This is a genomic window from Pandoraea pnomenusa, from assembly GCF_000767615.3.
Classification (GTDB): domain Bacteria; phylum Pseudomonadota; class Gammaproteobacteria; order Burkholderiales; family Burkholderiaceae; genus Pandoraea; species Pandoraea pnomenusa.
Window position 1 is genome coordinate 557,748 of sequence record NZ_CP009553.3, and the last position, 23,318, is coordinate 581,065.

General features: G+C 65.2%; 24 protein-coding genes. 6 read left to right on the forward strand and 18 right to left on the reverse strand.

Annotation, left to right across the window (positions count from 1 at the left end):
- Positions 1-463 precede the first annotated feature (463 nt).
- On the reverse strand, positions 464-1,003 hold the full coding sequence (locus tag LV28_RS26635; protein ID WP_023872441.1) for an outer membrane lipoprotein: 540 nt from the start codon (positions 1,001-1,003) through the stop codon (positions 464-466).
- 519 nt (positions 1,004-1,522) lie between these two features.
- Here LV28_RS26635 and LV28_RS26640 point away from each other — a divergent pair.
- Positions 1,523-3,004 (forward strand): MFS transporter, encoded by a 1,482-nt coding sequence (locus tag LV28_RS26640; protein ID WP_115344411.1) that lies wholly within the window; start codon positions 1,523-1,525, stop codon positions 3,002-3,004.
- 207 nt (positions 3,005-3,211) lie between these two features.
- Here the strand turns inward: LV28_RS26640 and LV28_RS26645 are convergent, their stop codons facing one another.
- Positions 3,212-3,688: a CBS domain-containing protein gene (locus LV28_RS26645; protein WP_023593983.1), complete on the reverse strand. Its 477-nt coding sequence runs from the start codon at positions 3,686-3,688 to the stop codon at positions 3,212-3,214.
- A gap of 27 nt (positions 3,689-3,715) precedes the next feature.
- Positions 3,716-4,018, reverse strand: coding sequence for a hypothetical protein (locus LV28_RS48620; protein ID WP_141572516.1), 303 nt, complete (start codon positions 4,016-4,018; stop codon positions 3,716-3,718).
- A gap of 293 nt (positions 4,019-4,311) precedes the next feature.
- On the opposite strand from LV28_RS48620, the gene infA reads away from it, so the two are divergent.
- The gene (gene infA / locus LV28_RS26650) at positions 4,312-4,533 is read left to right on the forward strand and encodes a translation initiation factor IF-1 (RefSeq protein ID WP_010808709.1); all 222 of its coding nucleotides are present in this window, start codon (positions 4,312-4,314) and stop codon (positions 4,531-4,533) included.
- On the opposite strand, the gene LV28_RS49570 is transcribed toward infA, so the two are convergent.
- The 4 genes from LV28_RS49570 to LV28_RS26665 all read right to left on the reverse strand — a co-directional run bounded on the left by LV28_RS49570 (position 4,530) and on the right by LV28_RS26665 (position 6,867).
- Entirely contained in the window at positions 4,530-4,727 is a 198-nt protein-coding gene (locus LV28_RS49570; RefSeq protein WP_063598628.1) for a GNAT family N-acetyltransferase, read from the reverse strand. The genes infA and LV28_RS49570 overlap by 4 nt on opposite strands.
- 4 nt (positions 4,728-4,731) lie before the next feature.
- The gene (locus tag LV28_RS26655; RefSeq protein ID WP_023593984.1) at positions 4,732-5,028 is read right to left on the reverse strand and encodes an acylphosphatase; all 297 of its coding nucleotides are present in this window, start codon (positions 5,026-5,028) and stop codon (positions 4,732-4,734) included.
- 158 nt (positions 5,029-5,186) lie between these two features.
- A complete protein-coding gene (locus tag LV28_RS26660; protein ID WP_024788430.1) occupies positions 5,187-6,299 on the reverse strand; it encodes a metallophosphoesterase in 1,113 nt (370 codons plus the stop codon).
- Positions 6,300-6,483: 184 nt separating this feature from the next.
- The gene (locus LV28_RS26665) at positions 6,484-6,867 is read right to left on the reverse strand and encodes a nucleotide pyrophosphohydrolase (RefSeq protein ID WP_023593986.1); all 384 of its coding nucleotides are present in this window, start codon (positions 6,865-6,867) and stop codon (positions 6,484-6,486) included.
- Positions 6,868-7,087: 220 nt separating this feature from the next.
- On the opposite strand from LV28_RS26665, the gene LV28_RS26670 reads away from it, so the two are divergent.
- The 4 genes from LV28_RS26670 to LV28_RS26685 all read left to right on the forward strand — a co-directional run bounded on the left by LV28_RS26670 (position 7,088) and on the right by LV28_RS26685 (position 11,459).
- Positions 7,088-7,450, forward strand: a complete 363-nt coding sequence (locus LV28_RS26670) for a 2Fe-2S iron-sulfur cluster-binding protein (RefSeq protein WP_223272034.1) — start codon at positions 7,088-7,090, stop codon at positions 7,448-7,450.
- Between the two features lie 65 nt (positions 7,451-7,515).
- Positions 7,516-9,183 carry an energy-dependent translational throttle protein EttA gene (ettA, locus tag LV28_RS26675; RefSeq protein WP_023593988.1) on the forward strand — a complete coding sequence of 556 codons (1,668 nt, stop codon included), beginning with the start codon at positions 7,516-7,518 and terminating at the stop codon, positions 9,181-9,183.
- A gap of 181 nt (positions 9,184-9,364) precedes the next feature.
- Positions 9,365-10,150, forward strand: a complete 786-nt coding sequence (locus LV28_RS26680; RefSeq protein ID WP_174234935.1) for a 3-hydroxybutyrate dehydrogenase — start codon at positions 9,365-9,367, stop codon at positions 10,148-10,150.
- 127 nt (positions 10,151-10,277) lie between these two features.
- Complete coding sequence (locus LV28_RS26685) at positions 10,278-11,459, forward strand: DUF3734 domain-containing protein (protein ID WP_025250213.1); 1,182 nt, start codon at positions 10,278-10,280, stop codon at positions 11,457-11,459.
- A gap of 159 nt (positions 11,460-11,618) precedes the next feature.
- Here the strand turns inward: LV28_RS26685 and LV28_RS26690 are convergent, their stop codons facing one another.
- From LV28_RS26690 to hemA, 11 genes are all read right to left on the reverse strand, one after another.
- A complete protein-coding gene (locus tag LV28_RS26690; RefSeq protein WP_048806459.1) occupies positions 11,619-13,463 on the reverse strand; it encodes a chemotaxis protein CheW in 1,845 nt (614 codons plus the stop codon).
- Positions 13,460-13,987 (reverse strand): chemotaxis protein CheD, encoded by a 528-nt coding sequence (locus LV28_RS26695; protein ID WP_023593992.1) that lies wholly within the window; start codon positions 13,985-13,987, stop codon positions 13,460-13,462. The genes LV28_RS26690 and LV28_RS26695 overlap by 4 nt, the downstream gene beginning before the upstream one ends.
- Positions 13,971-14,813, reverse strand: coding sequence for a CheR family methyltransferase (locus tag LV28_RS26700; protein WP_038618923.1), 843 nt, complete (start codon positions 14,811-14,813; stop codon positions 13,971-13,973). Before LV28_RS26700 ends, LV28_RS26695 begins: the two co-directional genes overlap by 17 nt.
- A gap of 110 nt (positions 14,814-14,923) precedes the next feature.
- Entirely contained in the window at positions 14,924-16,621 is a 1,698-nt protein-coding gene (locus LV28_RS26705) for a methyl-accepting chemotaxis protein (RefSeq protein ID WP_023593994.1), read from the reverse strand.
- A gap of 972 nt (positions 16,622-17,593) precedes the next feature.
- Entirely contained in the window at positions 17,594-17,914 is a 321-nt protein-coding gene (locus LV28_RS26710; protein ID WP_038618918.1) for a hypothetical protein, read from the reverse strand.
- A gap of 273 nt (positions 17,915-18,187) precedes the next feature.
- Positions 18,188-18,481, reverse strand: coding sequence for a hypothetical protein (locus tag LV28_RS26715; RefSeq protein WP_023593997.1), 294 nt, complete (start codon positions 18,479-18,481; stop codon positions 18,188-18,190).
- Between the two features lie 281 nt (positions 18,482-18,762).
- Positions 18,763-19,389 (reverse strand): UbiX family flavin prenyltransferase, encoded by a 627-nt coding sequence (locus LV28_RS26720; protein WP_023593998.1) that lies wholly within the window; start codon positions 19,387-19,389, stop codon positions 18,763-18,765.
- A 10-nt stretch (positions 19,390-19,399) separates the two neighbouring features.
- On the reverse strand, positions 19,400-19,714 hold the full coding sequence (gene grxD, locus LV28_RS26725) for a Grx4 family monothiol glutaredoxin (RefSeq protein WP_023872427.1): 315 nt from the start codon (positions 19,712-19,714) through the stop codon (positions 19,400-19,402).
- A 79-nt stretch (positions 19,715-19,793) separates the two neighbouring features.
- Positions 19,794-20,669, reverse strand: coding sequence for a peptide chain release factor N(5)-glutamine methyltransferase (prmC, locus tag LV28_RS26730; RefSeq protein ID WP_038618915.1), 876 nt, complete (start codon positions 20,667-20,669; stop codon positions 19,794-19,796).
- Positions 20,669-21,751: a peptide chain release factor 1 gene (prfA, locus tag LV28_RS26735; protein WP_023594001.1), complete on the reverse strand. Its 1,083-nt coding sequence runs from the start codon at positions 21,749-21,751 to the stop codon at positions 20,669-20,671. The genes prmC and prfA overlap by 1 nt, the downstream gene beginning before the upstream one ends.
- A complete protein-coding gene (gene hemA / locus LV28_RS26740) occupies positions 21,752-23,032 on the reverse strand; it encodes a glutamyl-tRNA reductase (RefSeq protein ID WP_023872425.1) in 1,281 nt (426 codons plus the stop codon).
- Positions 23,033-23,318: the final 286 nt, after the last annotated feature.

The window sequence follows — 23,318 nt, forward strand, 5'->3', positions numbered from 1 at the left end:
GACTTGCTTAGGCGACGAACTCTAAAGTACGGCCGTCCCAATAACGTCCCCCAAAAACGTGCATGGTCGTGCGGTAAATCCAGGCCCGTCGGGCCGCGGTGAGGGAAGCGACCGGCATTGCATGTTTCGCAGCATGGAAGTTGCAAAAGACGCGGGCATTTCCGGTGCGATGGCGCGTTTGCGCGCGAGGTGAAATGGGCGATGACGGCGGTGTCGTCTGGCGCAACGTAATGGACGCGAAGCGTAGCATAAGTGCGTGACACCATAAAGCGCCCTTGTGGTGCTTGGCACACCCATGTGTCGCAGCTATTTCGTCTGATCAAATAGTCGGGGTCGAGCCATCCCGACAGGCACCGACAAGCAGGGGAGGCGCGCGGTGAGGCGACCCGGAAAACAAAACGCCCGCCGGAGGGCAACCGGCGGGCGTTTCGATTTGTTTCGCCGTGCGTCGACGGCGCGATGCTCAGTACGGGTACACCGTGTCGTTCGCCACGGCACAGCGCTGACCCTGCTGCACGCGCAGCGGCGGCGCCTGCGTGACCGTGGCGACGCGGCCGTCGTCCAGACGCACGGTGATGCGATAGAGCACGTTCGGCTCACCCATGCTGTTCTCGATGCGGTTGCCCGCGATGCCGCCGATGACCGCGCCGGCAATGGTGGTGGCGGTGCGTCCGCGTCCGCCGCCCATCGTGTTGCCGAGCAGCCCGCCCGCGGCACCGCCGAGGACCGTACCGAGAATGTTCGGGCTGTTATTGGCGCCGTTCAGTTGTTCGATCGACTGGACCGTTCCGTAGAGCGCTCCCTGCTGCTGCGGCTGCTGGTATCCCTGCTGATAGCCTTGCTGGTAACCCGGCTGATAGCCCTGCTGGTAGCCCGGTTGTTGGTATCCCTGTTGGTATCCCGGCTGCTGGTAGCCGCCATATTGCTGGCCCGGGGCCACGCAACCGGCGAGCATGACGGCGGCCAGGGCCGCGCTGATTCCCGTAAGTGCTTTGATGTTCATTTTGGATCGTCCTCGTGAGCGTGAGGTAAATGCGGCGTCACCGCAGATCGAGCGTGACGTTGCGCACAATGTGGCACATCTGTTGCGACCACGACGCGGAATGTAGGGTTCCGCCGATCTTTATGCTGTAAGAAAAGGTAAGCGTTTGTAATGACGCGGCGTGGCGCACGCCGCCGGCGCCGAGGTCAGGCTCGGCATCGCGTCGACAGGCGTTGGTGCGCGCGAGGCTGCCACGGTTCCCTTCCAAAGGGCTCCCCGATGATATTCCCATCAGGCAAGACGTGGGGGCATGCTCTGTAAATGCTTAATCCCAAAGTGGAATCCTCTCGAATTTTTACGAAATATCGAGTGTTTGAGAAGTAATCTCCCGGATATTGATCGTCTCGCGCGGGAATCATCTAAGCATATAACCAGAAATCACTTGGATGAGGCGGTACCAAGCGGTAACATCGCGACCTTTGGCGACGGCTGCCCCCTGGGCCTTGTCGCTCCCACTCACGCATTTTTCCATTCCGTTTCATGTCCGTTGACGTTTCCCTGTCTTCCGCCGCGTCTGTGCACGCTGGCTCCGCGGCGTCGGCCGCGTCCGCTGGCTCCGCCGGCTCTGCCGTCATCCGCTCGGCGGCCGACGTTGCCCGACTCGTCAACGAGGGCGGCGCCCGCGTGTCGAACGCCCGATGGATCGTGGCCATCGCACTGGGCGGTGTGTTCCTCGATGCCTACGACCTCGGCGCACTCGCCTTCGGCCTGAAGGACGTGACACGCGAGTTCAATCTCACCCCGGCGGGCACTGGCATGGTGGCGTCCGCGATCACTTTCGGTGCCATTGTCGGGGCGTTCCTTGGCGGGTTCCTGACCGACCGTATCGGCCGCTATCGGGTGTTCATGGCCGACATGCTGTGCTTCGTGATCGCAGCCATCGCCTGTGCGCTCGCCCCCAACGAGTATGTGCTCGCTGGCGCACGTTTCGTGATGGGGTTGGGCGTCGGCATCGATTTGCCGGTGGCCATGGCGTTCCTCGCCGAGTTTTCCAAGCTCAAGGGGCGGGGGAACAAGGCCGCGAGGGTCGCGATGTGGTGCCCGACGTGGTACGCAGCGATCTGCGCGTCGTACCTGCTGGTGCTGCTGTGCTACTCGGCGCTGCCGTCGTCGCACAGTGCGCTGCTGTGGCGCATCATCCTGGGCTTCGGGGCAATTCCCGCACTGGCGATCATCGCCGTGCGCAGCCGTTATATGAGCGAGTCGCCGGTGTGGGCGGCTAACCAGGGCGATCTCGACGGCGCGGCGAAGATTCTGAAGCGCTCGTACGGGATCGACGCCGTGGTGGCGACGGATGCCGAGCGCGCCGCGCCGAAGCGTCCCGCGTCGTGGAGCAACTACGGTGCCCTGCTCAAGGGGGTGTACCTGCGTCGTACCACGCTCGCGACGATCATCGCCGTGGCGTCGTCGTTCGCCTATAACGCGGTGGCGTTCGGGCTGCCCGTGATCATCGCCAGCTTCCTTGCCCAATCGATGCTCACGACGATCCTGATGTCGCTCGCGCTCAATCTGCTGTTCGCATTCACCGGCGGCCTGCTGGGTGTGCGCCTGGTGCCGAAGGTGGGGGCCTGGAAACTCACGGTGGTCGGCTACGCGTTTCAACTGACGGCGCTCGTCGGCCTGGCGCTCGTGGGCAAGCCCGCGGGGGGTGTCCAGGTGGCCTGGGCGCTAGGCTTCCTTGCGCTGTTCCTGCTGGGGCAGGGCTTCGGTCCGGGCGCGCATTCGATGACGTTCGCGTCGCTGAGCTATCCGACGTCGTTGCGTGGCGTGGGCGTCGGCTTCAACCAGACGCTCATGCGCGCCAGCTCGACGGTTTCGCTGTTCCTGTTTCCGGTGCTGGCCGCCGCGCTCTCGACGAAAGTGTTCTGGGTGATCGCCGCCGCGCCCGCGATCGGCCTGCTGGCCTTGCTGGCGATCCGGTGGGAGCCGTCGAATTACGACGTCGATGCGGAGGACTTCTGACGCTCACTGAGAGGGCGACGTGCAGAATGACACGGCCGCCTTCATGGCGGCCGTTTTTCGTTGTGGGCCGGGCAGCGGCCCGCCCGTCGACGATTTGCGCGCTCGCTCCGGAAAAAACGGCGCTTCGTGTGAAGCGCCGTGCCCCCTGATTGCGCCGCCGATCGGTTCGCGAGCCGATCGGCCCGGACCGGCCCGGGCTTTCCGGCGTCAGCTCGGCCGCGAGGGCGACCCGCCCGCCAGGGCGGCGCCGCCGCCCATGATGTAGTTCTCCAGTTGGTCGATGACGAACTGCTGCTCCGACATGATGTCCTTGACCAGGTCGCCGATGGACAACAGGCCGACCAGCTCGCCGTCCTTCATGACAGGCAGGTGACGAATGCGGTGCTCCGTCATCAGCGACATGCAGTCCTCGTTCGATTGCTCGGGCGTGACGTAGCGCACGGCCGAGGTCATGACGTCGCGCACCGGCGTGTTGACCGAGGTCCGGCCCATGAGCGCGACCTTGCGGGCGTAATCGCGCTCGGTGAAGATGCCGACGACCGAGCGGTCGTCCTCGCTCACCAGCACCGCGCCGATGCGTGCTTCGGCCATCAGGGTCAACGCATCGAGTACCGAGTCGGTCGGGCGCACTTTGTACACCGTGTCGACCGATTTCGACTTCAGGATCTGAGCGACTGTTTTCATGGTCATCCTCCTGCGGGCTACGGGTACTTACAGCATAGATGAGGGCTCGCCGCGCGTCATGCCCGCGTTGTCCCCAAGCGCCTCGAGGCGACGTCCCGCGTCGCCGGGCGGACGGAGGGGAAACCACTGCGCGGGGCCCATTGTGGCGCTCGCAACGCGTGAATTGGTGCATTGCGCCACATCCGGGCGGCAAAAGCCGTCAAAATGACTCGGCGAGCCATTTTTTTTCCACGGGCGGCACAGAAAGGCGTATCCTAGCGGGATCGGCGAAAATTCGCCGATCATCGCCTGACGATCGCGAAATGCTTTATCGGCGCCGCTGACAGCCATGTCCTGCGAGCCGAATCACTCGCTGTGCCGATGACGCAGACCCCAAGGTCTTCGCCCTCCCGACACGCACTGCTCGTCATTGCGGCACTGCCGCAATGTGCCTTGCTCCTTCGAACCATCGCCGCGTTTCGGCGCACCGCCATCCCGTCATGGCCGGTCCGCCGGGTAGGCTCCTTTTGGCGTTCGATGTACACCCCGGCGTTTTTGTGGGTGCGGCGAAGGTATTGGCGAACGAACCTTCAGTAACACCGGTGCTGCGCCATCGCGAGCGGCACCCTCAAGAGGATACGATATTGGCCAAGGAAGAACTGATCGAATTCAGCGGACACGTCTCGGACGTACTGCCGGACAATCGCTTTCGCGTCACGCTCGAGAACGGCGTGGAAGTGATGGCATATGCGAGCGGCCGCATGCAGAAGAACCGCATCCGCATCCTGGCGGGTGACCGCGTGACGCTGGAAATGTCGCCCTACGACCTGAGCAAGGGCCGCATCAACTACCGTCACAAGAATTAAGTCGGAGAAGTCTGGCTTTTGCGCGCAAGCCGTTGCCCGTCGCGGGCATCGCCGTGCCGCGCATTGAAGCGATGTGCGGCGACCCGGTGGTCGCTGCTCGTCACTTCGAATTTCACACATCCACGTTCGTGGAACCATGCTTGAGCGGCCGCCATCAGCGCGCGCCCGACGCCCGAGCCCCCGAGCCCCCCCATATCCTCAGAGTTGTTCGAACCGGTCGAAACGGCGATTGGTGTACTCGATCTCGCTCTCGAAGTCTGTCACACGCGCGCCGGGCGGCCCGTGCCGCATCCATTCGAGCATCTTGTCGACCTGATCGGGCGTGCCTTGCACCACGGCCAGGATGTCGCCCTCGGGCAGGGCCTGAACCCAGCCGCGTACCCCGATCAGATGCCCTTCGCGCACCGCTGCCTGACGGTAACCGACGCCCGTGATCTTGCCGCGCAAACGCACGGCAACGGTTTCGAGCGGGGAACTGGACGAAAGTGACTTCATGGCAACAGGGCAACAGGGCAACGTAGACGGAATGGCACAGGGCGGCGCCGGCCGGGCGGCAGGGAACGGCGATTGTAGCGCCATCGCCCGGCACTTGCCGTAGCGGGCCCGCGTCGGGCGACGACGTCGCGACGTCGGTCCGTACGCCGGGGCCCGGTTCAACCGACTTTCGGCACGAGCCTCAGGCGCGTGATCTCCGACGGCGCGCCAAAGCGCTTGGGCGGCCCCCAATAGCCTGTCCCGCGGCTCACGTAGATTGCCAGACGTCCGAGCCGGTGAAGGCCGTGCACATACGGCTGCTGCAACGGAACGAAATACATCCACGGCCAGAATTGTCCGCCGTGCGTGTGACCCGAGAGTTGCAGGTCGAAGCCGGCCTCGTGCGCGGCCGGTGCGCTGCGCGGCTGATGGGCGAGGAGCACGCGCGGGGCGTCTTCCGGCGCGCCGGCAACGGCGGCCAGTGGATCGCTGCGCTTTTCCGGATCGAAATGATGGGCGGTGAAGTCGGTCACGCCGGCCACGGTCAGCCACGCCCCTTCGTGATCGAGCACGACATGTTCATTCTCCAGCACCGTGAGACCGATGCGGCGCAGCTCCTCGACCCAGGCAGGCGCGCCGGAGTAGTACTCGTGATTCCCGGTACAGACGTACGTCCCGTGGCGCGACGTCAGCCGAGCGAGCGGCGCGATGTGCTCGCGCAGGGCTGGCACGCCGCCATCGACCAGGTCGCCCGTGATGGCCACGAGATCGGGATCGAGCGCGTTCGACGCGTCGACGATGGCGTCGATGTAACCGCGGCGGATCGTCGAGCTGACGTGAATGTCGCTCAGTTGCACGATGGTGAAGCCCTTGAGCTCGGGAGGCAGATCGGCGATCGGCACGTCGACGTGGACCACGCGCGCGAGGCGCCGGGCATTGTAGAAGCCCAGAATCGTCGCCACGGCGGTCAGCGCCAGCACGATTACCGCCGAGCGCACCACGAGTTGAGGATCGTGCGTGGAGAACAGCATGGCCGCGCCGAGCACGACATCGCGCAGCAGTGTGAGCACGAATAGCGTCGAGAAGACGCCAATGGCCGTCATGCCGGTCCAGGTCAGGAGCGTGGCGAGTGGCTCCTTCTGAATCGCCCGGCTCATCAGGCCGAGGGGAATCAACACGGTCGAGGCTACGAGCCACAGCCCGCCAAGGACCTTCCATACGGCGGCGACGGGCAGCGGCGGGAGCAGGCGCCAGCCGATGTAGGCGTGCAACAGTGCGATGATCGCCAGCATCAGCCAGCGCGGGCGCGCGGGGAGCGTGCGTTTCGTTGGCTTGCCGTGCAGATGCGCCGCGTCGGATGACGCCGGCGATGCCTGCGAAGCTTGGGACGATTGCGACATGGCGTTGTCTGGTCGAATTCCGGAAGACGAGGGAGTTATGCGGGCACTTTGCCCGATGGCAAGTGCCGTCGGCGGATCACGCCCGGGGCGCGGGATATTTTCGTGCGTTCATGACGAGCTTTTCGGCGATCGCGCGATTCAGGTCCACACCGAGCACCGACGACAGCCGCACGAGGTACATGGCGATATCCGCCAGCTCCTGTTCGACGTGGCGGGCCTCGCCGGACTGCATGACGGCGCTGGCTTCGGACTCGGTCTGCCATTGAAATATCTCGACGAGCTCTGCCACTTCGACGGACAACGCCATCGCAAGGTTCTTGGGCGTGTGATACCGATGCCAGTCGCGCGCGTCGGCGAACGCGTGCAGCGCGGCGTCGAGCCCGGCGGTGTCGATCAGGCGCTCCGGTGCATTGCTTGATGGGGCGGAGCCTGGCGCGGTGGATTTCGGGGTAGCGGACATGGGGTGCAATATTCGGAGGTCGTCCGTGGCCGGTGCGGTCACTCCCTGAACGGCGAACCAGGGCGCTGACGGGACCGTGGGCCGGGGCGGCGACGGATTCGGATGCGCAGGCGCGACAAAATGGCGCGGGAACGGGTTATGGTAGCGCGTTGGCGCAAGATGCGCCGTGCACCGAATCGATGCTTCCCAGCCGTCCCCGACCCTCCGCGAGCCGCATCCCGTGAACCGCACACCTTACCCTCCCGCCGACGTCGCGGCGACCGGATTGCCCGACGCGTCGGCATCGTACCCCGTGACGCTCGTGCCTTCGGGCTGGCAGTTCGACGCCCCGGCAGACACGCCGATCCTGCTCGCGGCGCTCACCGCGGGGATCAAGCTGCCGAGCCTGTGCCGCAATGGCACGTGCCGTGCCTGCCTGTGTCAGGCGCGCACGGGCGGTGCACCGGCGCCGGTGACGTACCGCATCGAGTGGCCGGGTCTGTCGCGCGAAGAAAAAGCGCAAGGCTGGTTGCTGCCATGTTGCGCCTACGCGCGGGGCGAGCTCGTCATTGACGCGTTCGATGCCGCACGTGTCGCGCTTTGATAAACTTGCCGCTATCCGAGGCTCGCGCCAGAGCGTCGTCACTGTTTCAGGATCAGGAAAGCCGAATGGCACAGTACGTATTCAGCATGAACCGCGTGGGCAAGATCGTGCCGCCCAAGCGTCACATCCTCAAGGACATCTCCCTGTCGTTTTTCCCGGGCGCCAAGATTGGCGTGCTGGGCCTGAACGGTTCGGGCAAATCGACGCTGCTCAAGATCATGGCCGGCGTCGACAAGGAAATCGAGGGCGAGGCGATCCCGATGGCGAACCTGAATATCGGTTACCTGCCGCAGGAGCCCCAGCTCGATCCGGAGCAGACGGTGCGCGAGGCCGTGGAAGGCGGCATGGGCGAAGTGATGCAGGCGCGCGCGAAGCTCGACGAAATCTATGCGGCCTACGCCGAGCCGGACGCCGACTTCGACGCCCTGGCCGCCGAACAGGCCAAGTATGAAGCGATCCTCGCCGCGAGCGACGGCAACAACATCGAACAAACGCTGGAAGTGGCCGCCGACGCGCTGCGCCTGCCGGCTTGGGACGCCAGGATCGGCGTGCTCTCGGGGGGCGAGAAGCGTCGTGTCGCGCTGGCGCGCTTGCTGCTCTCGAAGCCGGACATGCTGCTGCTCGACGAGCCGACCAACCACCTCGACGCCGAATCCGTCGACTGGCTCGAACAGTTCCTCACGCGCTTCCCGGGCACCGTGGTGGCCGTGACCCACGATCGTTACTTCCTCGACAACGCCGCCGAGTGGATTCTCGAACTCGACCGCGGTCATGGCATTCCCTGGAAGGGCAACTACAGCTCGTGGCTCGACCAGAAGGAACAGCGCCTGAAGCAGGAAGAGGCGAGCGAGTCGGCGCGTCAGAAGGCGCTCAAGAAGGAACTCGAGTGGGTGCGTCAGAACCCGAAGGGCCGCCAGGCGAAGTCGAAGGCGCGTCTTGCCCGCTTCGACGAGCTGAACAGCCAGGAATACCAGAAGCGCAACGAAACCCAGGAAATCTTCATTCCGGTGGGGGAGCGCCTGGGCAACGAAGTCATCGAATTCAAGAATGTGTCGAAGGCTTTCGGCGACCGTCTGCTGATCGACGACCTGAGCTTCACGGTGCCGCCGGGCGCCATCGTCGGCATCATCGGCCCGAACGGCGCCGGCAAGTCGACTTTCTTCAAGATGCTCACGGGCCGCGAACAGCCGGACAGCGGCGAGATCAAGGTCGGCCCGACCGTGAAGATGGCCTACGTCGACCAGAGCCGCGATGCGCTCGATGGCACCAAGACGGTGTTCGAAGAGATCTCGGGTGGTGCCGACGTGCTGACGGTAGGCAAGTACGAAACGCCTTCGCGCGCCTACATCGGCCGCTTCAACTTCAAGGGCTCGGACCAGCAGAAGCAGGTCGGCTCGCTATCGGGCGGCGAGCGCGGCCGTCTGCACATGGCCAAGACGCTGATCTCCGGCGGCAATGTGCTGCTGCTCGATGAACCGTCGAACGATCTGGACGTCGAAACCCTGCGTGCACTCGAGGATGCGCTGCTCGAGTTCGCCGGCTGCGTGATGGTCATCTCGCACGATCGCTGGTTCCTCGATCGTATCGCCACGCACATTCTGGCCTTCGAAGGCGACTCGCATGTCGAGTTCTTCCCGGGCAACTACCAGGAGTACGAGGCCGACAAGAAGAAGCGCCTCGGCGAGGAGGCGGCAAAGCCGAAGCGTATCCGCTACAAGCCGATCGCGCGGTAATGCAGGAAAAGGCGCCGCAAGGCGCCTTTTCTGTTTCAGCGGCGCCCGGTAACGTCCAGGCGGATGCAGGGGATACGCCGGCGCCGAAACCCGTGTTCGACGAGCCGTGCCGATGCAGGCCACAATCGCATCGCATGACCCGCCATCTTGACGAATCAGGAGTGTGCAAATGAGCCAGCCAGTGAATCAGTTGAATGGAAAGGTCGCCGTGGTCACCGGTGCCGCGAGCGGCATCGGCAAGGAAATCGCCCTCACGCTCGCGCGTGCCGGCGCGGCAGTGGCGATCGCCGATCTGAACCAGCAGGGCGCCGACGCCGTGGCCGAAGAGATCAAGGCCGCAGGCGGACGCGCGATGGGCGTGGCGATGGACGTGACGAACGAAGACGCCGTGAACAGTGGCATCGACAAGGTGGCGGACACCTTCGGTTCGGTCGACATCCTGATTTCGAACGCCGGCATCCAGATCGTCAACCCCATCGAGAACTATGCGTTCTCCGACTGGAAGAAAATGCAGGCCATCCACGTCGATGGTGCGTTTCTCACCACCAAGGCGGCGCTCAAGCACATGTACAAGGACGACCGGGGCGGCATCGTCATCTACATGGGTTCGGTGCACTCGCACGAGGCGTCGCCGCTGAAGTCCGCCTACGTGGCGGCCAAGCACGCCCTGCTCGGCCTGGCGCGCGTGCTGGCCAAGGAAGGCGCGAAGCACAATGTGCGCTCGCACGTCATCTGTCCGGGCTTTGTGCGCACCCCGCTCGTCGACAAGCAGATTCCCGAGCAGGCCAAGGAGCTGGGCATCTCGGAAGACGAGGTCGTCAAGAAGGTCATGCTCGGCGGCACCGTCGACGGCGTGTTCACGACGGTGGACGACGTCGCGCAGACCGCGCTCTTCCTCAGTACGTTCCCGACGGCCGCGTTTACCGGTCAGTCGTTCGTGGTGAGCCACGGCTGGTTCATGCAGTAAGCACGTGGCGCGTCGGCCTCGCGCCGGCGCGCGCCCGGTATCCGGTCGGTCCTCGACCGGTACCTCGTCCGCACCGCCGGTTTCGTCAGGCAATTGCCGGGCAATGCCGGGCATCAGGAGAACGAACATGACGGCCAATCCGCCGAAAGTCCCCAACCGCGCCATCGATCTGCCGCCATACGAGACAGTCGCGCTCGTGCTGCAGGGCGGCGGCGCGCTCGGGGCGTATCAGGCGGGGGTGTACGCGGGGCTGTCCGAAGCGGGCATCGCACCGAACTGGATCGCGGGCATTTCCATTGGGGCACTCAATACCGCCGTCATTGCGGGCAATGCGCCCGAGCGGCGCGTGGCGCAGCTCGAAGCCTTCTGGCGAACGATTTGCGAGCCGGGGGTGTTCCCGCCGCTGCCCGCGCCGCTCGAGGCCGCCATCCTCAATGGCCCCGAGTCCGGGCGCATCGCCTACAGCGCCTGGCAGGCGTGGCGTGCGCTGATCGAAGGCCAGAAGGGATTCTTCACGCCGCGTTGGCCGCAGCCGCTGCCCACCGCCATGGGCGACCCGGCCCATGCGAGTTACTACGATACGTCCGCGCTACGCAGCACCCTGGAGCGTTTCGTCGACTTCGACCGGATCAATTCGCGAGAGATTCGCGTGTCGGTGGGCGCCGTCAACGTCCATACGGGCAACTTCGTCTATTTCGACAACACGCGGGAAGTGCTGCGGCCGGAGCACTTCATGGCGTCCGGCGCGCTGCCGCCCGGTTTTCCGGCGGTGGAGATCGACGGTCAGTATTTCTGGGACGGCGGTCTGGTCTCGAACACGCCGCTGTCCGAAGTGCTCGGCACGTCGCCGCGTCGCGATACGCTCGCGTTCCAGGTCGATTTGTGGAGCGCTCGCGGACCGCTCCCCGACAATCTGAACGATGTGGCGGATCGGCAAAAGGACATCCAGTTCTCGAGCAGGACGCGCCTGGTGACCGACAATCTGCAGCGTGCACAACATTTTCGGCGCGTGCTGCGCGAGGTGCTCGAGCGCGTGCCGGCCGAGGTGCGTGCACGCGACCCATGGTGTCACGCGGCCGAGGAGATTGCGTGCAGCAAGCGATACAACGTGGTGCAGCTCATTTATCGCAACAAGGAGTACGAGGGACACTACAAGGACTATCAGTTCGGCCTGGCCACCATGCTCGATCACTGGGCGAGCGGGCTGGACGACGTGCGACGCACGCTCTCGCATCCCGAGTGGCTGGCCATGCCCGGCGAGTCCACCGGCTTCGTCACGCACGACATCCATCGCCACGAAGTGGTCTGACGCGGTCGCGTCACGTTTCGGCCGTCAGCCGCCGTCAGCCGCCGTCAGCCGCCCTCATCCGATTCCCCGACATACCACCCCTGCGGCGTGCCCCCCGACACGCCGCAGGGCCCTGCGACCGGCGCTCGCGAATCGCCGGCACTTCAATGAACCGTCTCCTCACTGCGCCAATGCCGCCTCCAGTCGCAGCTTCAGCGGTTGCAGGTCGAGGAGCATGGCCGTGCGCGCCGAGCCGTCGGCGGCGGGCAGCTCCACGGCTTCGCGCATGTCGTTGCGCATCTCGTTCGTCGCGCGCCCGAGCAGCAAGGCAGGGACGGGCAACTTGTCGGCTTCATCGAGTGTGACGATGTTCTCGATGGCGTCGACGAGCAGCCCGAACTTGTCGTGGCCATGTTCGATGACGAGGATCTTGCGCGTGTGCGCGTCGTCGTGCGGCGGCATGCCGTAGAGCGCGCGCAGGTCGACGATGGTGATGAGTTCGCGGCGCAGGTTGAGCATGCCGCGCACGAACGACGGCGCGCCGGGCGCGGGCATGACATCGGGCGAGTCGTGGATGATCTCGCGCAACTGGTCGAGTCGCACCGCGAGCATGTGCTGAAGTCGGAACGATACGTAGGCGTGCCGTGAACCGCGCGACGACTTCGCTGTCCGCCATGCCCCGTCGGCCGACCCGGCGCGCTGCGCGCCTGGCGCTTCACGGTACAGCTCCCGATGGCCGCGTGTGAGCTCGATCACCTGCGCATGCGTGAACAGTTCGTCGGCGTTGAGCAGCACGATGTCGTCGGCCGACTCGCGGGCGATGCAGCCCGAAAAGAGCTGGGCGTGCGAGGCGCTGAACGAGGGCATCGCGAGCAGTTCGTCGGCGTAGTATGTGACGATGCTGTCCACCGCATCCACGAGCAGGCCGAAATGCACGTCTTCCTGCTTGACGATCAGAATGCGACGCGGGTCGGACGGCGTGCCCACGGTCCCGGCGTCCGGGCGGTTGGCCTGCAAGCCGAGTAAATGGGCGAAGTCGACGACCGGAACCACGGTGCCGCGCAGGTTGAGCATGCCCACGCAGAACACACTCGCCAGCGCGGAGTTCTGGAGCTCCGGAATGCGGATGATCTCGCGAATGGCGCTCATCGGCAGCGCAAGGCGCGAGTGCTCGACCGTGAAGGACACGCATTGCAGCCGCTGACGTTGCAGCCGACGCTGAGGCGCCGAGAGCGCCTGGCGGGCGAGCAACTGCGGCATGTTGCGGATGTGCACGAGCGCACCTGGCGAGAGAATCTGCAGGATGCGGTCGCCGTCGTCGAGCTTGATCGCGCCGGCGACGACCTGAGGTGCCGTGTGCGACGGCGCGTACTCGAAACCGGTGCGCTGCGAGGCGCGCACACGCAGGATCTCGCTCGTCGCGTCGAACAACAGGCCCACGCGCACGCCGTCGACGTCGACGATCGCGATCTTGCCGTGCACGGCCCGCATTGTGGGCAACGCCTGTAGCTCATGCGACCCTTGCGACGCATGCGCTGCGTGCGCCTGCGGTTCGGCGTCGGGCGCGCAAGGGACCATGTCCAGCAGGGGCTTGAGATCGACGATGGGAATCAGCGTGCCGCGCAAATTGAACAGCCCGAGCAGGAACGATGGCGAGAGCGGTACCGGGGTGACACGCTCGGGGTAGTTCACCACCTCCTGCAGGGCGGCGATCGGGAGCGCGAATTCCACATCGCCCAAATGGAACGAGCCGAAGACTTCGACGTCGTCGGACGTTGCCTTGCGCGATGCCGGCGTTTCGATGGCGGGCGCGGTGGGAGCGATGGAGGCGGCCGAGTCGATGCTCATGTGCGGCGCGGCGGGCGTCACCGGTGCCTCGGCGGCGATGCCTGCGCGAGGCGCACCGCGGTAAGCGCCATAGCCTTCGTAAAGCGAGACGGCGGGCGGCACGGTCGAGGGCAGGACTGAGGGGCCGGTCACGGCGTCGCGAGACAGAAACGGAAATCCCGGTGTGCGTGCGTTCATGATTCGCCTTCCACGAGTCGGAGCGCCGGGCGGCGAGGCACCGCCGCGCTGCCGTTCGAGCCGATCGCGCGCACGTGAAAGGCGTGATGCGCGCAATCGATCGTCAATTGCCGCCCCACTTCGCCGCCGACTTCGACATGAATGATGGGGATGCCCGTTGCGGCGATCAGCGCCTGCGCCATCCTGGCGTTAGCCACGCCGATCAGGCCATGCCTGGCGGGCGGCTGGTGCGGCATCATGTTGCCGCCCCCGGCGATCACGGCTTCGATCTCGCTGCGGCGCGCGCCGTCGGCTTTCATCAGCGCGAGCAGCGACGGGACGGCTTGCGTGACGTACTTGGCGCCGATCGCGAGCGTGGGCGTCGGCGCTTCCGGCAGGAGGCAGTGCGCCAGGCCATACAGGCCTCGCGCGCGCCATAGCAGACCGATACCGACGCACGAGCCGAGGATGGCGCGCAGCACATCTTCGCCGCGCCCGATACGCACCTCGCCCATCAACACCTGAATATCATGCGACGACCCCATTCGGCGCCCCCTGATTCCGGTAAATGAGCGGTTGTTCGAACTGATAGCCTGTCGACAACCGCGCGAGCGACTCCGACTCCCCGACGACCAGCACGCCGTCAGCGGCGATGGTTCGTCGCACGTTCTCGAGAACGCGCTCCTGATCGCCTGTCTCGAAATAGATCAGCACGTTGCGCAGCATGACGAAATCGAACGCTTCGCGATACGACAGTCGTTGATACAGATTGTGTTCGGCGAACGTGACGTGCGCGCGCAACTCCGGCGCGATCGCGAACCCGCCCTCGACCGGGCGGAAGTACTTCGCGAGCATCGCCGGGCGCTGTTGGCGCAGCGCGTCGATGCTGCGCCCGCCATAGGTACCCGCCATGGCCGCGGCCAGCACCTGACTGGAGATGTCGGTCGCATGGATCTGGTACTGAAAGCCGGGGTGACGCGCACGGAATTCCTCGCAGAGCATGGCCGCCGAATAAGCTTCTTCGCCGGACGACGCGGCGGCCGACCACATGCGCAACGTCCGTCCCGGGTGCGCCGCGTGCCAGCGCGGCAGGAAGTGCTGGGCGAAGTAGTCCCACACGCGTGGCGTGCGAAAGAACGTGGTCTCGTTGGTCGTGACCAGATTCACGAAGTTGCGGACTTCGTCGGGTGTGTTTTCCAGCAGCGCGAGATAGTCGCGATAGCAGCGCAGCGAGAGCGTGCGCAGGCGTGGGCGCAGGCGGCCTTGCAGCATCGTCCACTTCTTCTCGTTCATCGAGATGCCGGTGTGCCGGTGCACGGCGCGCAAGAGCGCCTGCTGCGTACCGGGATCGGCGTCGGCTTCGATTTCCATGGCGTGCCTCCGGGTGGATGTGAGATCCGGCGCGCTTCGCAATCACGCGCCAGGCAGATGCAGGCCGCGGCATGGCGTATGCCGGATGGCGGCCGAATGGCGCTTGACGCTTACACCTTGAACCGCGACACCGTCCGGTCGAGCTCCTGTGCTCCCTGATTGAGGCCAGTCGTCGCCTGAGCGATGGTCTCGCAGGCGGCGGCGGACTTCTCCGTTTCCTCGGCGACGTGCTGAATCGCGAGGCTGACTTCGCGCGCGGCCACGAGCTGTTCGTCGGCCGCGCAAGAAATCTCGGAGATCGCCTGCGTGGTGCGGGACACGCCACCCACGATCTTCTCGAAGGCTTCGCCCGCCTGGCGCGACACCTCGCTGCCCTGGGCCACGCGCTTGGTGGACTCGTTGATCAGCTTGGAAATCTCTTTGGTCGCCTGCGACGAGCGCTCGGCGAGCTTGCGGACTTCGTCGGCCACCACCGAGAAGCCCAGGCCGTGTTCGCCTGCGCGCGCCGCCTCGATGGCCGCGTTGAACGCGAGCAGATTGGTCTGCCCGGCAATCTCGCCGATGACTTTCACGATCTCGCCGATGTCCTCCGAGGACTTGTTGATCAGTTCCATCGCCTCGACAGAGCGGGCGATGGCGCGCGCGCCGGTCTCGGCTTCCTGCTGCGTGGACTTGGCGAGCTGATCGGCGCCCTTGGTGTTGTCGGCGATCGAGTTGATCGACGCCGTCAGTTCCTCGATCGACGCATTCATCTCTTCGACCGTCGCGCCGAGTGCCTGAGCCCCGGTCGCCACTGTGTTGGCGCGCTCGGCGATGTCATGCGATGCGCCGGAGAATTCGCCGGCCGAATTGACGACCTTGCCGATCACGCCGCGCAGGTCGTCCATCATGTGCCGGATGCCGTCGGCCAACTGATCGATCGGGTCGGTGCCCGCAACGGCGATTTCGCCCGTCAGGTCGCCGGCGGCCGCTCGATTGACGGTGTCGAGCAGCTGCGCGACCTTGCGCTGATCGTCTTCCGCGCGCCGCTTCACGCTGGCTTCGAGTTCGACCTGCTGGGTAATGTCGGTGGCGAATTTCACCACCTTGTAAGGGCGGCCGTTCGCGTCGAGGATCGGGTTGTAAGTCGCCTGAATCCAGACTTCGCGAGCGCCGCGCCCGAGCCGCTTGTAGCGTCCCGCATCGAACTCCCCGCGATTGAGCTTGGCCCAGAAATCCTGGTATGCGGGCGAGGCGACGTAATCCGGTTCGCAGAACATGCGATGGTGCTGGCCGCGAATGTCGTCGAGCGAGTAGCCGAGCGTTTTCAGGAAGTTGTCGTTGGCCGTGATGACCGTGCCGTCGAGATTGAATTCGATCACCGCCTGCGCGAGGTCCATGGCCCTGACCTTGCTCTCGAATTCCGCCTGACGGCCGCGCTCTTCGGTAATGTCGGTCGCGAACTTGATGACCTTGTAGGGCGTGCCGTTGGCATCGAGCACCGGGTTGTATGAAGCGCGAATCCACACCTCGCGCCCACCTTTGCCGATGCGCTTGTATTCGCCACTGTCGAACTCGCCGTTGCCGAGCTTGGCCCAGAACGCCTGATAGGCAGGCGATGCCGCATAGGCCGGTTCGCAAAACATGCGGTGATGCTGCCCCTGGATCTCGTCGAGCCGGTAGCCCACGGTCCGGAGAAAATTCTCGTTGGCATGCAGGATGCGGCCCTGCAGATCGAATTCGATAACGGCCTGCACCCGATTGAGCGCTGCGCTGACGGCCTGCAGTTCCTGTTGCTCCATCTGGAGTTCAGGCGTGGCGATTTCCATGACTTTCCCCCTTGATACGCTTGCCCCGGCGCGTGTCGTGCGACCGTCACGAAAGAAAACCTGCGCACACCGGCCCCCGAAACGCAGTCCTCTATAGACGCGATTACGACAGTGCGAAAGTCAACTTGAGATCAGTGCGTACCCGAATGTGGTTTTTCGCCCGAACCCGGGTAACACCGTGAAAGCCGCGCGTAACAAGGCTTTAAAGATAAATGAACCACGCGTGAAGTCGACGCTGTTATAGCGTCAATACATTTCAAACGCTCAAATGAAATGAAATCCGCACGCAAACGGTGCAGGAATCGGTCGCGACCCGATGTCGGAATTCATCTCGACATTGAATCGGAAGGAGGGAGAAAAAGACCTCCTCCCGCGTTGGCGACGGGAGGAGGCGTGTACGCAAAGTCGCACTCTTCGGGGCAATTGAAAGGGCGACGTCGTTGACGACGCAAGCCGCGTGCCAGATGCGCGGACGTTGCCAACCCGCGTCGTTGCTGGCCTCGCCGGTGATACATGCGCGCATGTTACGGCCACGGGCGATCGACGTTACGTAACAAAGTGCGACACATGCCTCGTTTGGCAACCTTCGCTTACACGGCTTACAGACGCGTGATGGGCTTCGCGCGGGGGCGGCGATATAAAGAAAGCGAACGAATTCACGTTCCCGATTCGCGTCCTCTCTCAGGAGTCAGATCATGAAATTGCTTGTCGCCGCCTTGCTCGCCGCCACGCTCGCCGGCTGCGTCGTTGTTCCCGCGCGCCCCTATTACGGTGGATATTACGGACATCCGTGCTGTTATCGCTATTGATTGGCAATGCGAGTGAGCAGTGAAATCGGCGGCGTCATCGAATCTTGAATGATGCGGTATGCGAGCTGCTGATGAATGGCACGCAATTCATGAAAAAAGCCCCGCGGGTTGGCTCCCTGCGGGGCTTTATTTTCGACTCGGGCTCAGTCGGGCTCGGTCGGGCTCAGCGGCGATGGTCCCAGCCGCGTCCGTGGCCGTAATCGCGACGATCCCAGCCGCCGTGATGACGCCAGTGTCCCGGCGGTGGGCCGCGCCAATAACGCGGCGGCGGGCCATAGTAGACGGGCGGCGGCGGGGCCACCATCATCGGCGCCGGTGCCGCATAGACGGGCGGCGGCGCGTAGACCGGGCCCGGTGCGATGATGGCCGGGCCGGGGATGCCGATGTTGACCGAGACGTCGGTGCGCGCGAAGGCGCTGCCCGAGATGAGCGTCGCGGCCATTCCCGTGGCAGTTGCCGTCATGATCCAGAATTTGCCTTGCATCTGATCTCCTTGTCATCCGCGCTTCGCCGGGCATCGCCGCGATGCGATGCGCTGCGAAGCGCGATCCGTGAACGTGATTTTACGGATCGCGTGCGCGCACCGGTGCTACGGTCGCACTACAGATGTAACAAGGCGTAAGGAAGCGCTGGACCCACGTCACCAGGACAGCGGGCGAGGCACGATGCGGCGGCAGGGCACCCCTGCGATTCGGCCGACGAATCGGTTACCCCATGGGCCTGCGGGGCACCGCTGGGTGAGGGCCGCGCCCCGACGTCAGCGCCGATCGTGGTCGCGCGGCGCGAGAAAGCTGGCGGGGCGTTGTCCCCGGCGCGCCGATGTCGCGAAGTACGACGGACGCCGCAGGTCCTGCGTGTCGTGTGGCGAGCGCCAGTAAGGGGTGCGTGGTGCGCCGAGCAGATCGCCCGGCCTGTGTGGCGAGAGCGGAGGCACCGAAGCGGGCCATGCGACCTGACGCCAACGGGCGCCGGCGGGCACGACGAGGACCAGCATGACGAATACCAGCGTTACAACGGCGTAGACGGCGAGGGGCGAGAGGGCGGTCTCCATGACGAACTCCGGTCACCAACATGTCACACCACGGGGGAACGCGGCCTGGCGCGCAAAGTGTGGCGTTTCTACTATAGTCCATGCGCTCCGAGTCGCATGACGTGCCGTTCGCCGTGGAACGGTCGAACGGTCGAACGGTCGAACGGCATGGCGATGGCGATCACGTCTGTCTGCGCGATCCGAACGACATCACGCATGGCGCCATGCGTGCAGACTCCCGAGTCGGCGGCCGGGCAAGGGCAGGGCGCACTCGATACGCTGCAACGCCGGGTCGGTGCGACTCAGGCTTCGGCGTCCTTGCCGAGGCCGTCCCAGCTGGTGGATACGGGCGGTGCGACGCCGAACAGGTCGATGATCCGATCGACGGTGTCGTCGACCATGGCGTCGATCGACTCGGGACGGTTGTAGAAGGCAGGCAGCGGTGGATAGACGATGCCGCCCATTTCCGTGACGGCCGTCATGTTGCGCAGATGCGCGAGATTGAACGGCGTTTCGCGCACCATCAACACGAGGCGGCGGCGCTCCTTGAGCGTGACGTCGGCCGCGCGCGCGATCAGGTTGTCCGACAGGCCGTGCGCCACGCTGGCGAGCGTCTTCATCGAACAGGGCGCCACCACCATGCCCGCCGTGGCGAACGATCCGCTGGCGATGTTCGCCCCGATCTCGCGCACGCTGTGGTACTGATCGGCCAGCGCCTGCACGTCGGCGCGATCCATGCCGAGTTCGTGCCGCAGCGTGAGCCAGCCGGCGCCCGAGACGAGCAGATGTGTCTCGACTCCGCCCATGGCCCGCAGGCGCTGGAGCAGCCGCACACCGTAGATGGCCCCCGTCGCCCCCGTGATCGCCACGATCAGGCGCACGGGACGGCCGCCGTGCGCGGCGCGCGAGGCGCCTGTCGACACCGTCATCGAAGGTCGCTTACGCGAGTTCGGCGAGCACCTGCTTGAGTTCTCCGCTCTGGTACATCTCCATCATGATGTCCGAGCCGCCGATGAACTCGCCCTTGATGTAGAGCTGGGGAATCGTCGGCCAGTTGGCGAATTCCTTCACGCCCTGGCGGATTTCCTCGTCCTGGAGCACGTCGACCGTGAACAGGTCATCGACGCCGCAGGCCTTCAGGATCTGAATGGCGCGGCCCGAGAAGCCGCACATCGGGAATTGTGCGTTGCCCTTCATGAAGAGCACGACGGGATGATCGGTGACGATTTGCTGAATGCGTTGCTGGGTGGTCATGGTGGAAAGCCCGTTGGGATGCCGGAAAGTCGGCGTATCCGGCATTTTAGCGGTTTTCCGCCGCGTCCGTCGGTGGCGCTCAGAGGCGCCGTCCGCCCGTGGTGCGCTCGATCCCCGCGAGGTCGCGCTCGGAGACGACGTCCACGAAACCGGCCGCCACGCAGAGGTCGCGCACGTCGGCCGCCTGATGATAACCATGCTCGCACAGCAGCCAGCTTTGCGGCAGCAGTCGGGACGGCGCGCCGGCCACGATGGTGCGCAGCGCGGCGAGGCCGTCGGCGTGATCGGTCAGGGCATCGACCGGTTCGAACCGCAGGTCGCCCTGGCAGAGGTGTTCGTCGCCCGCCACGATGTACGGCGGATTGGAGACGATGATGTCGAACGGCGCGCTCTGCGACGGCAGGTCGGCGTACCAGTCGCTCTCGACAAACTGTACCCGGGCGTCCAGGCCAAGCTGACGGGCATTCGCCTGCGCCACGGCGAGCGCGTCGGCCGAGCGGTCGAGCGCGATCACCCGGGCGTCGGGACGGCTGTGGGCGATGGCCAGTGCAATGGCGCCGCTGCCGGTGCCCAGATCGAGCACGCGCGGCGAGCGCCGGCCTTCGAGTCGCGCGAGCGCCAGTTCCACCAGCAGTTCGGTCTCGGGCCGGGGAATGAGTACCGACGGGCTGACCGAGAGCGTCAGTCCGAAGAATTCACGCGTGCCGGTCAGATACGCAATGGGCTCGCCCGCCACGCGGCGCGCTTTGAGCACGCGGTAGACGGCAACCGTCTGCGGCGCGAGCGGTTCGCGATCGCGGGTGATGAGTTGTGTGCGACTCCATCCAAGGACGTGCGAGAGCAGAATGCGCGACTCCGACGGCGGCAGTCCCGGCTCGCGCAGCAACTGCGCGACGGTCACCTCCGGCGGCGCGCTGGCCGTTTCCCTGGCGGTGTCGGGCGCGCCTTGCGACATCACGCCGCCTCGCCCAGCGACGCCAGCAACTCGGCCTGGTGTTCGGTCACCAGGGCGTTGATCATTTCGTCCAGATCGCCGTCCATGATGTACTCGAGCTTGTAGAGCGTGAGGTTGATGCGGTGGTCCGTCATCCGGCCCTGGGGGAAGTTGTACGTGCGAATGCGCTCGGATCGGTCGCCCGAGCCGATCAGGCTCTTGCGGGTGGCGGCTTCCTTGGCCTGCTGGGCGCGCATCTGGGCGTCCTTGATGCGCGCGGCAAGCACCTTGAGCGCCTTGTCCTTGTTGCGGTGCTGCGAGCGATCGTCCTGGCACTCGACCACGATGCCCGTGGGCATGTGCGTGATACGCACCGCCGAATCGGTCTTGTTGACGTGCTGGCCGCCCGCACCCGACGCGCGGAAGGTGTCGATGCGGATATCGGCCGGGTTGATCTCGACATCGGCGACATCGTCCGCCTCCGGCATCACGGCGACCGTGCACGCGGAGGTGTGGATGCGGCCCTGCGTCTCGGTGGCGGGTACGCGCTGCACACGGTGCCCGCCCGACTCGAACTTCAGTCGGGAGTAGGCGCCCTGGCCGATGATGCGCACGATCACTTCCTTGTAACCGCCCAGATCCGATTCGCTGGCCGACATGATCTCGACCTGCCAGCGCTGGCGCTCGGCGTAGCGCGTGTACATGCGCAGGAGGTCGCCCGCGAAGAGGGCCGACTCGTCGCCGCCGGTACCGGCGCGGATTTCGAGGAAGATGTTGCGGTCGTCGTTGGGATCGCGCGGCAGCAGCATGCGTTGCAACGTGCCTTCGAGCGTCTCCATGCGCGCGCGGGCATTCGCGGCTTCGTCTTCGGCGAATTCGCGCATCTCCGGGTCGAGCGCCATTTCCTGCGCGGCCGCCACGTCGTTGGTTGCCTGGCGGTAGTGCTGGTACTGCTCGACCACCGGCGCGAGCTCGGCGTGCTCTCGCGTGAGCTTGCGGTAGTTGTCCAGATCGCGGGTAACGTCGCCCTGGCTCAATAGGCCATCAAGCTCGACCAGACGTTGCGTCAACTGGTCGAGCTTGGCTTGCATGCTCGCTTTCATCTATTTTTCGGCGGATCCCGAGGTGCGGAACAGTTCGGGAATGAGGTGGATGATTTGCTCGCGCGACTCGCCGCGCGCCGTATTGAGCGCGTGCGTCGGGCCGTGCAGGAACTTCCGGGTGAGGGACTGGGACAGGGCTTCGAGCACGGCGGCAGGATCGTCGCCACGCGCGAGCATGCGTTGCGCACGCTCGAGTTCGGCCACTCGCATGGCCTCGGCGCTGCCGTGGATGTCGCGGATGACCGGCACGACGCTGCGCGCGTCGAGCCATTGCATGAAGTGCTGCACGCGCGTCTCGATGATCGCCTCGGCTTGCGCCACGGCGGCCTGACGCAGCGCGTTGCCTTCGCGCACCACCGCGCCGAGATCGTCGACGGTGTACAGGAAAACGTCGGTCAGACGGCCGACTTCAGGCTCGATGTCGCGCGGCACGGCGAGATCGACCATGAACATCGGCTTGTGCTTGCGGGCCTTGATCGCGCGCTCCACGGCGCCCAGGCCGATGAGCGGCAGCGTGCTCGCCGTGCACGACACGACGATATCGAATTCATGCAGGCGCTGCGGCAGTTCCGAAAGTCGGATCGCCGTACCGCCGAGACGCTCGGCCAGCTTCTCGCCGCGTTCGGCCGTCCGGTTGGCGATGTAGAGCGCCTTCGGATTCTGTGCGGCAAAGTGCGTCGCGCACAGGTCGATCATCTCTCCCGCGCCGATGAAAAGCACCTTCTGCGTACTGATGCTCTCGAAAATGCGCTGGGCCAGTCGTACGGCCGCAGCCGCCATCGACACCGAATGCGCGCCGATCTCCGTCTGGCCGCGAACTTCCTTGGCCACCGCGAACGTACGCTGGAAAAGCTGATTCAGATATGTGCCGAGCGCGCCTGCCTCGGCAGCCGTGCGTACGGCGTCCTTCAACTGGCCAAGAATCTGTGTCTCGCCGAGCACCATCGAGTCCAGGCCGCTCGCCACGCGAAACGCATGACGTACCGCGTCGGACTGGGGTAGGGCGTACAGATGGGGGGCGAGGTCGCTGGCGGGAATATTGTGGAATTGCGAGAGCCAGTGCACCGCGCGCTCGCGCGCGGCCGTATCGTCCGTCACGCAGTAGATCTCGGTGCGGTTGCACGTGGACAGGATGGCTGCCTCGGGGGCACTCGACCGACCGGTCCACAGGCTCTTGAGCCCCGCCAACGCCGGCTCGATCCGCTCGAACGGAAACGCCACCCGTTCGCGCAGCGAGACGGGCGCCGTGTGGTGATTCAGGCCGAGAGCGAGCAGTTGCATGGTGTGGGGGATCCGATAGCCCCTGATTATAGCGCGTCGACGCGATGCCCGTTTCGTTCGCACCCCGCACGCCGCGCACTGGATCAGCGTAACCCATCATCGCGCAGACGCCCGGTTTTGACAAATAGGCGCGGCTTATACCGGGCATAGCGACATAGGGGGCGTCGGCCCCGACGCTGCGAAAATTCTGATATATCAGTAGCTTGGGCGATGCGTCGGCGTGCCGCGACGCACCTGCCGAAACCTCGGCGCACGGTTGGGATTCAGGGATATACTGCGTTCGGGT

Bases quoted from the DNA above. Each gene is read 5' to 3' on its own strand.
- LV28_RS26635 (WP_023872441.1), bottom strand. From the start codon at position 1,003: ATGAACATCAAAGCACTTACGGGAATCAGCGCGGCCCTGGCCGCCGTC.
- LV28_RS26640 (WP_115344411.1), top strand. From the start codon at position 1,523: ATGTCCGTTGACGTTTCCCTGTCTTCCGCCGCGTCTGTGCACGCTGGC.
- LV28_RS26645 (WP_023593983.1), bottom strand. From the start codon at position 3,688: ATGAAAACAGTCGCTCAGATCCTGAAGTCGAAATCGGTCGACACGGTG.
- LV28_RS48620 (WP_141572516.1), bottom strand. From the start codon at position 4,018: ATGGCTGTCAGCGGCGCCGATAAAGCATTTCGCGATCGTCAGGCGATG.
- LV28_RS49570 (WP_063598628.1), bottom strand. From the start codon at position 4,727: ATGGGGGGGCTCGGGGGCTCGGGCGTCGGGCGCGCGCTGATGGCGGCC.
- LV28_RS26655 (WP_023593984.1), bottom strand. From the start codon at position 5,028: ATGAAGTCACTTTCGTCCAGTTCCCCGCTCGAAACCGTTGCCGTGCGT.
- LV28_RS26660 (WP_024788430.1), bottom strand. From the start codon at position 6,299: ATGCTGGCGATCATCGCACTGTTGCACGCCTACATCGGCTGGCGCCTG.
- LV28_RS26665 (WP_023593986.1), bottom strand. From the start codon at position 6,867: ATGTCCGCTACCCCGAAATCCACCGCGCCAGGCTCCGCCCCATCAAGC.
- ettA (WP_023593988.1), top strand. From the start codon at position 7,516: ATGGCACAGTACGTATTCAGCATGAACCGCGTGGGCAAGATCGTGCCG.
- LV28_RS26685 (WP_025250213.1), top strand. From the start codon at position 10,278: ATGACGGCCAATCCGCCGAAAGTCCCCAACCGCGCCATCGATCTGCCG.
- LV28_RS26690 (WP_048806459.1), bottom strand. From the start codon at position 13,463: ATGAACGCACGCACACCGGGATTTCCGTTTCTGTCTCGCGACGCCGTG.
- LV28_RS26695 (WP_023593992.1), bottom strand. From the start codon at position 13,987: ATGGGGTCGTCGCATGATATTCAGGTGTTGATGGGCGAGGTGCGTATC.
- LV28_RS26700 (WP_038618923.1), bottom strand. From the start codon at position 14,813: ATGGAAATCGAAGCCGACGCCGATCCCGGTACGCAGCAGGCGCTCTTG.
- LV28_RS26705 (WP_023593994.1), bottom strand. From the start codon at position 16,621: ATGGAAATCGCCACGCCTGAACTCCAGATGGAGCAACAGGAACTGCAG.
- LV28_RS26710 (WP_038618918.1), bottom strand. From the start codon at position 17,914: ATGCAAGGCAAATTCTGGATCATGACGGCAACTGCCACGGGAATGGCC.
- LV28_RS26715 (WP_023593997.1), bottom strand. From the start codon at position 18,481: ATGGAGACCGCCCTCTCGCCCCTCGCCGTCTACGCCGTTGTAACGCTG.
- LV28_RS26720 (WP_023593998.1), bottom strand. From the start codon at position 19,389: ATGACGGTGTCGACAGGCGCCTCGCGCGCCGCGCACGGCGGCCGTCCC.
- grxD (WP_023872427.1), bottom strand. From the start codon at position 19,714: ATGACCACCCAGCAACGCATTCAGCAAATCGTCACCGATCATCCCGTC.
- prmC (WP_038618915.1), bottom strand. From the start codon at position 20,669: ATGTCGCAAGGCGCGCCCGACACCGCCAGGGAAACGGCCAGCGCGCCG.
- prfA (WP_023594001.1), bottom strand. From the start codon at position 21,751: ATGAAAGCGAGCATGCAAGCCAAGCTCGACCAGTTGACGCAACGTCTG.
- hemA (WP_023872425.1), bottom strand. From the start codon at position 23,032: ATGCAACTGCTCGCTCTCGGCCTGAATCACCACACGGCGCCCGTCTCG.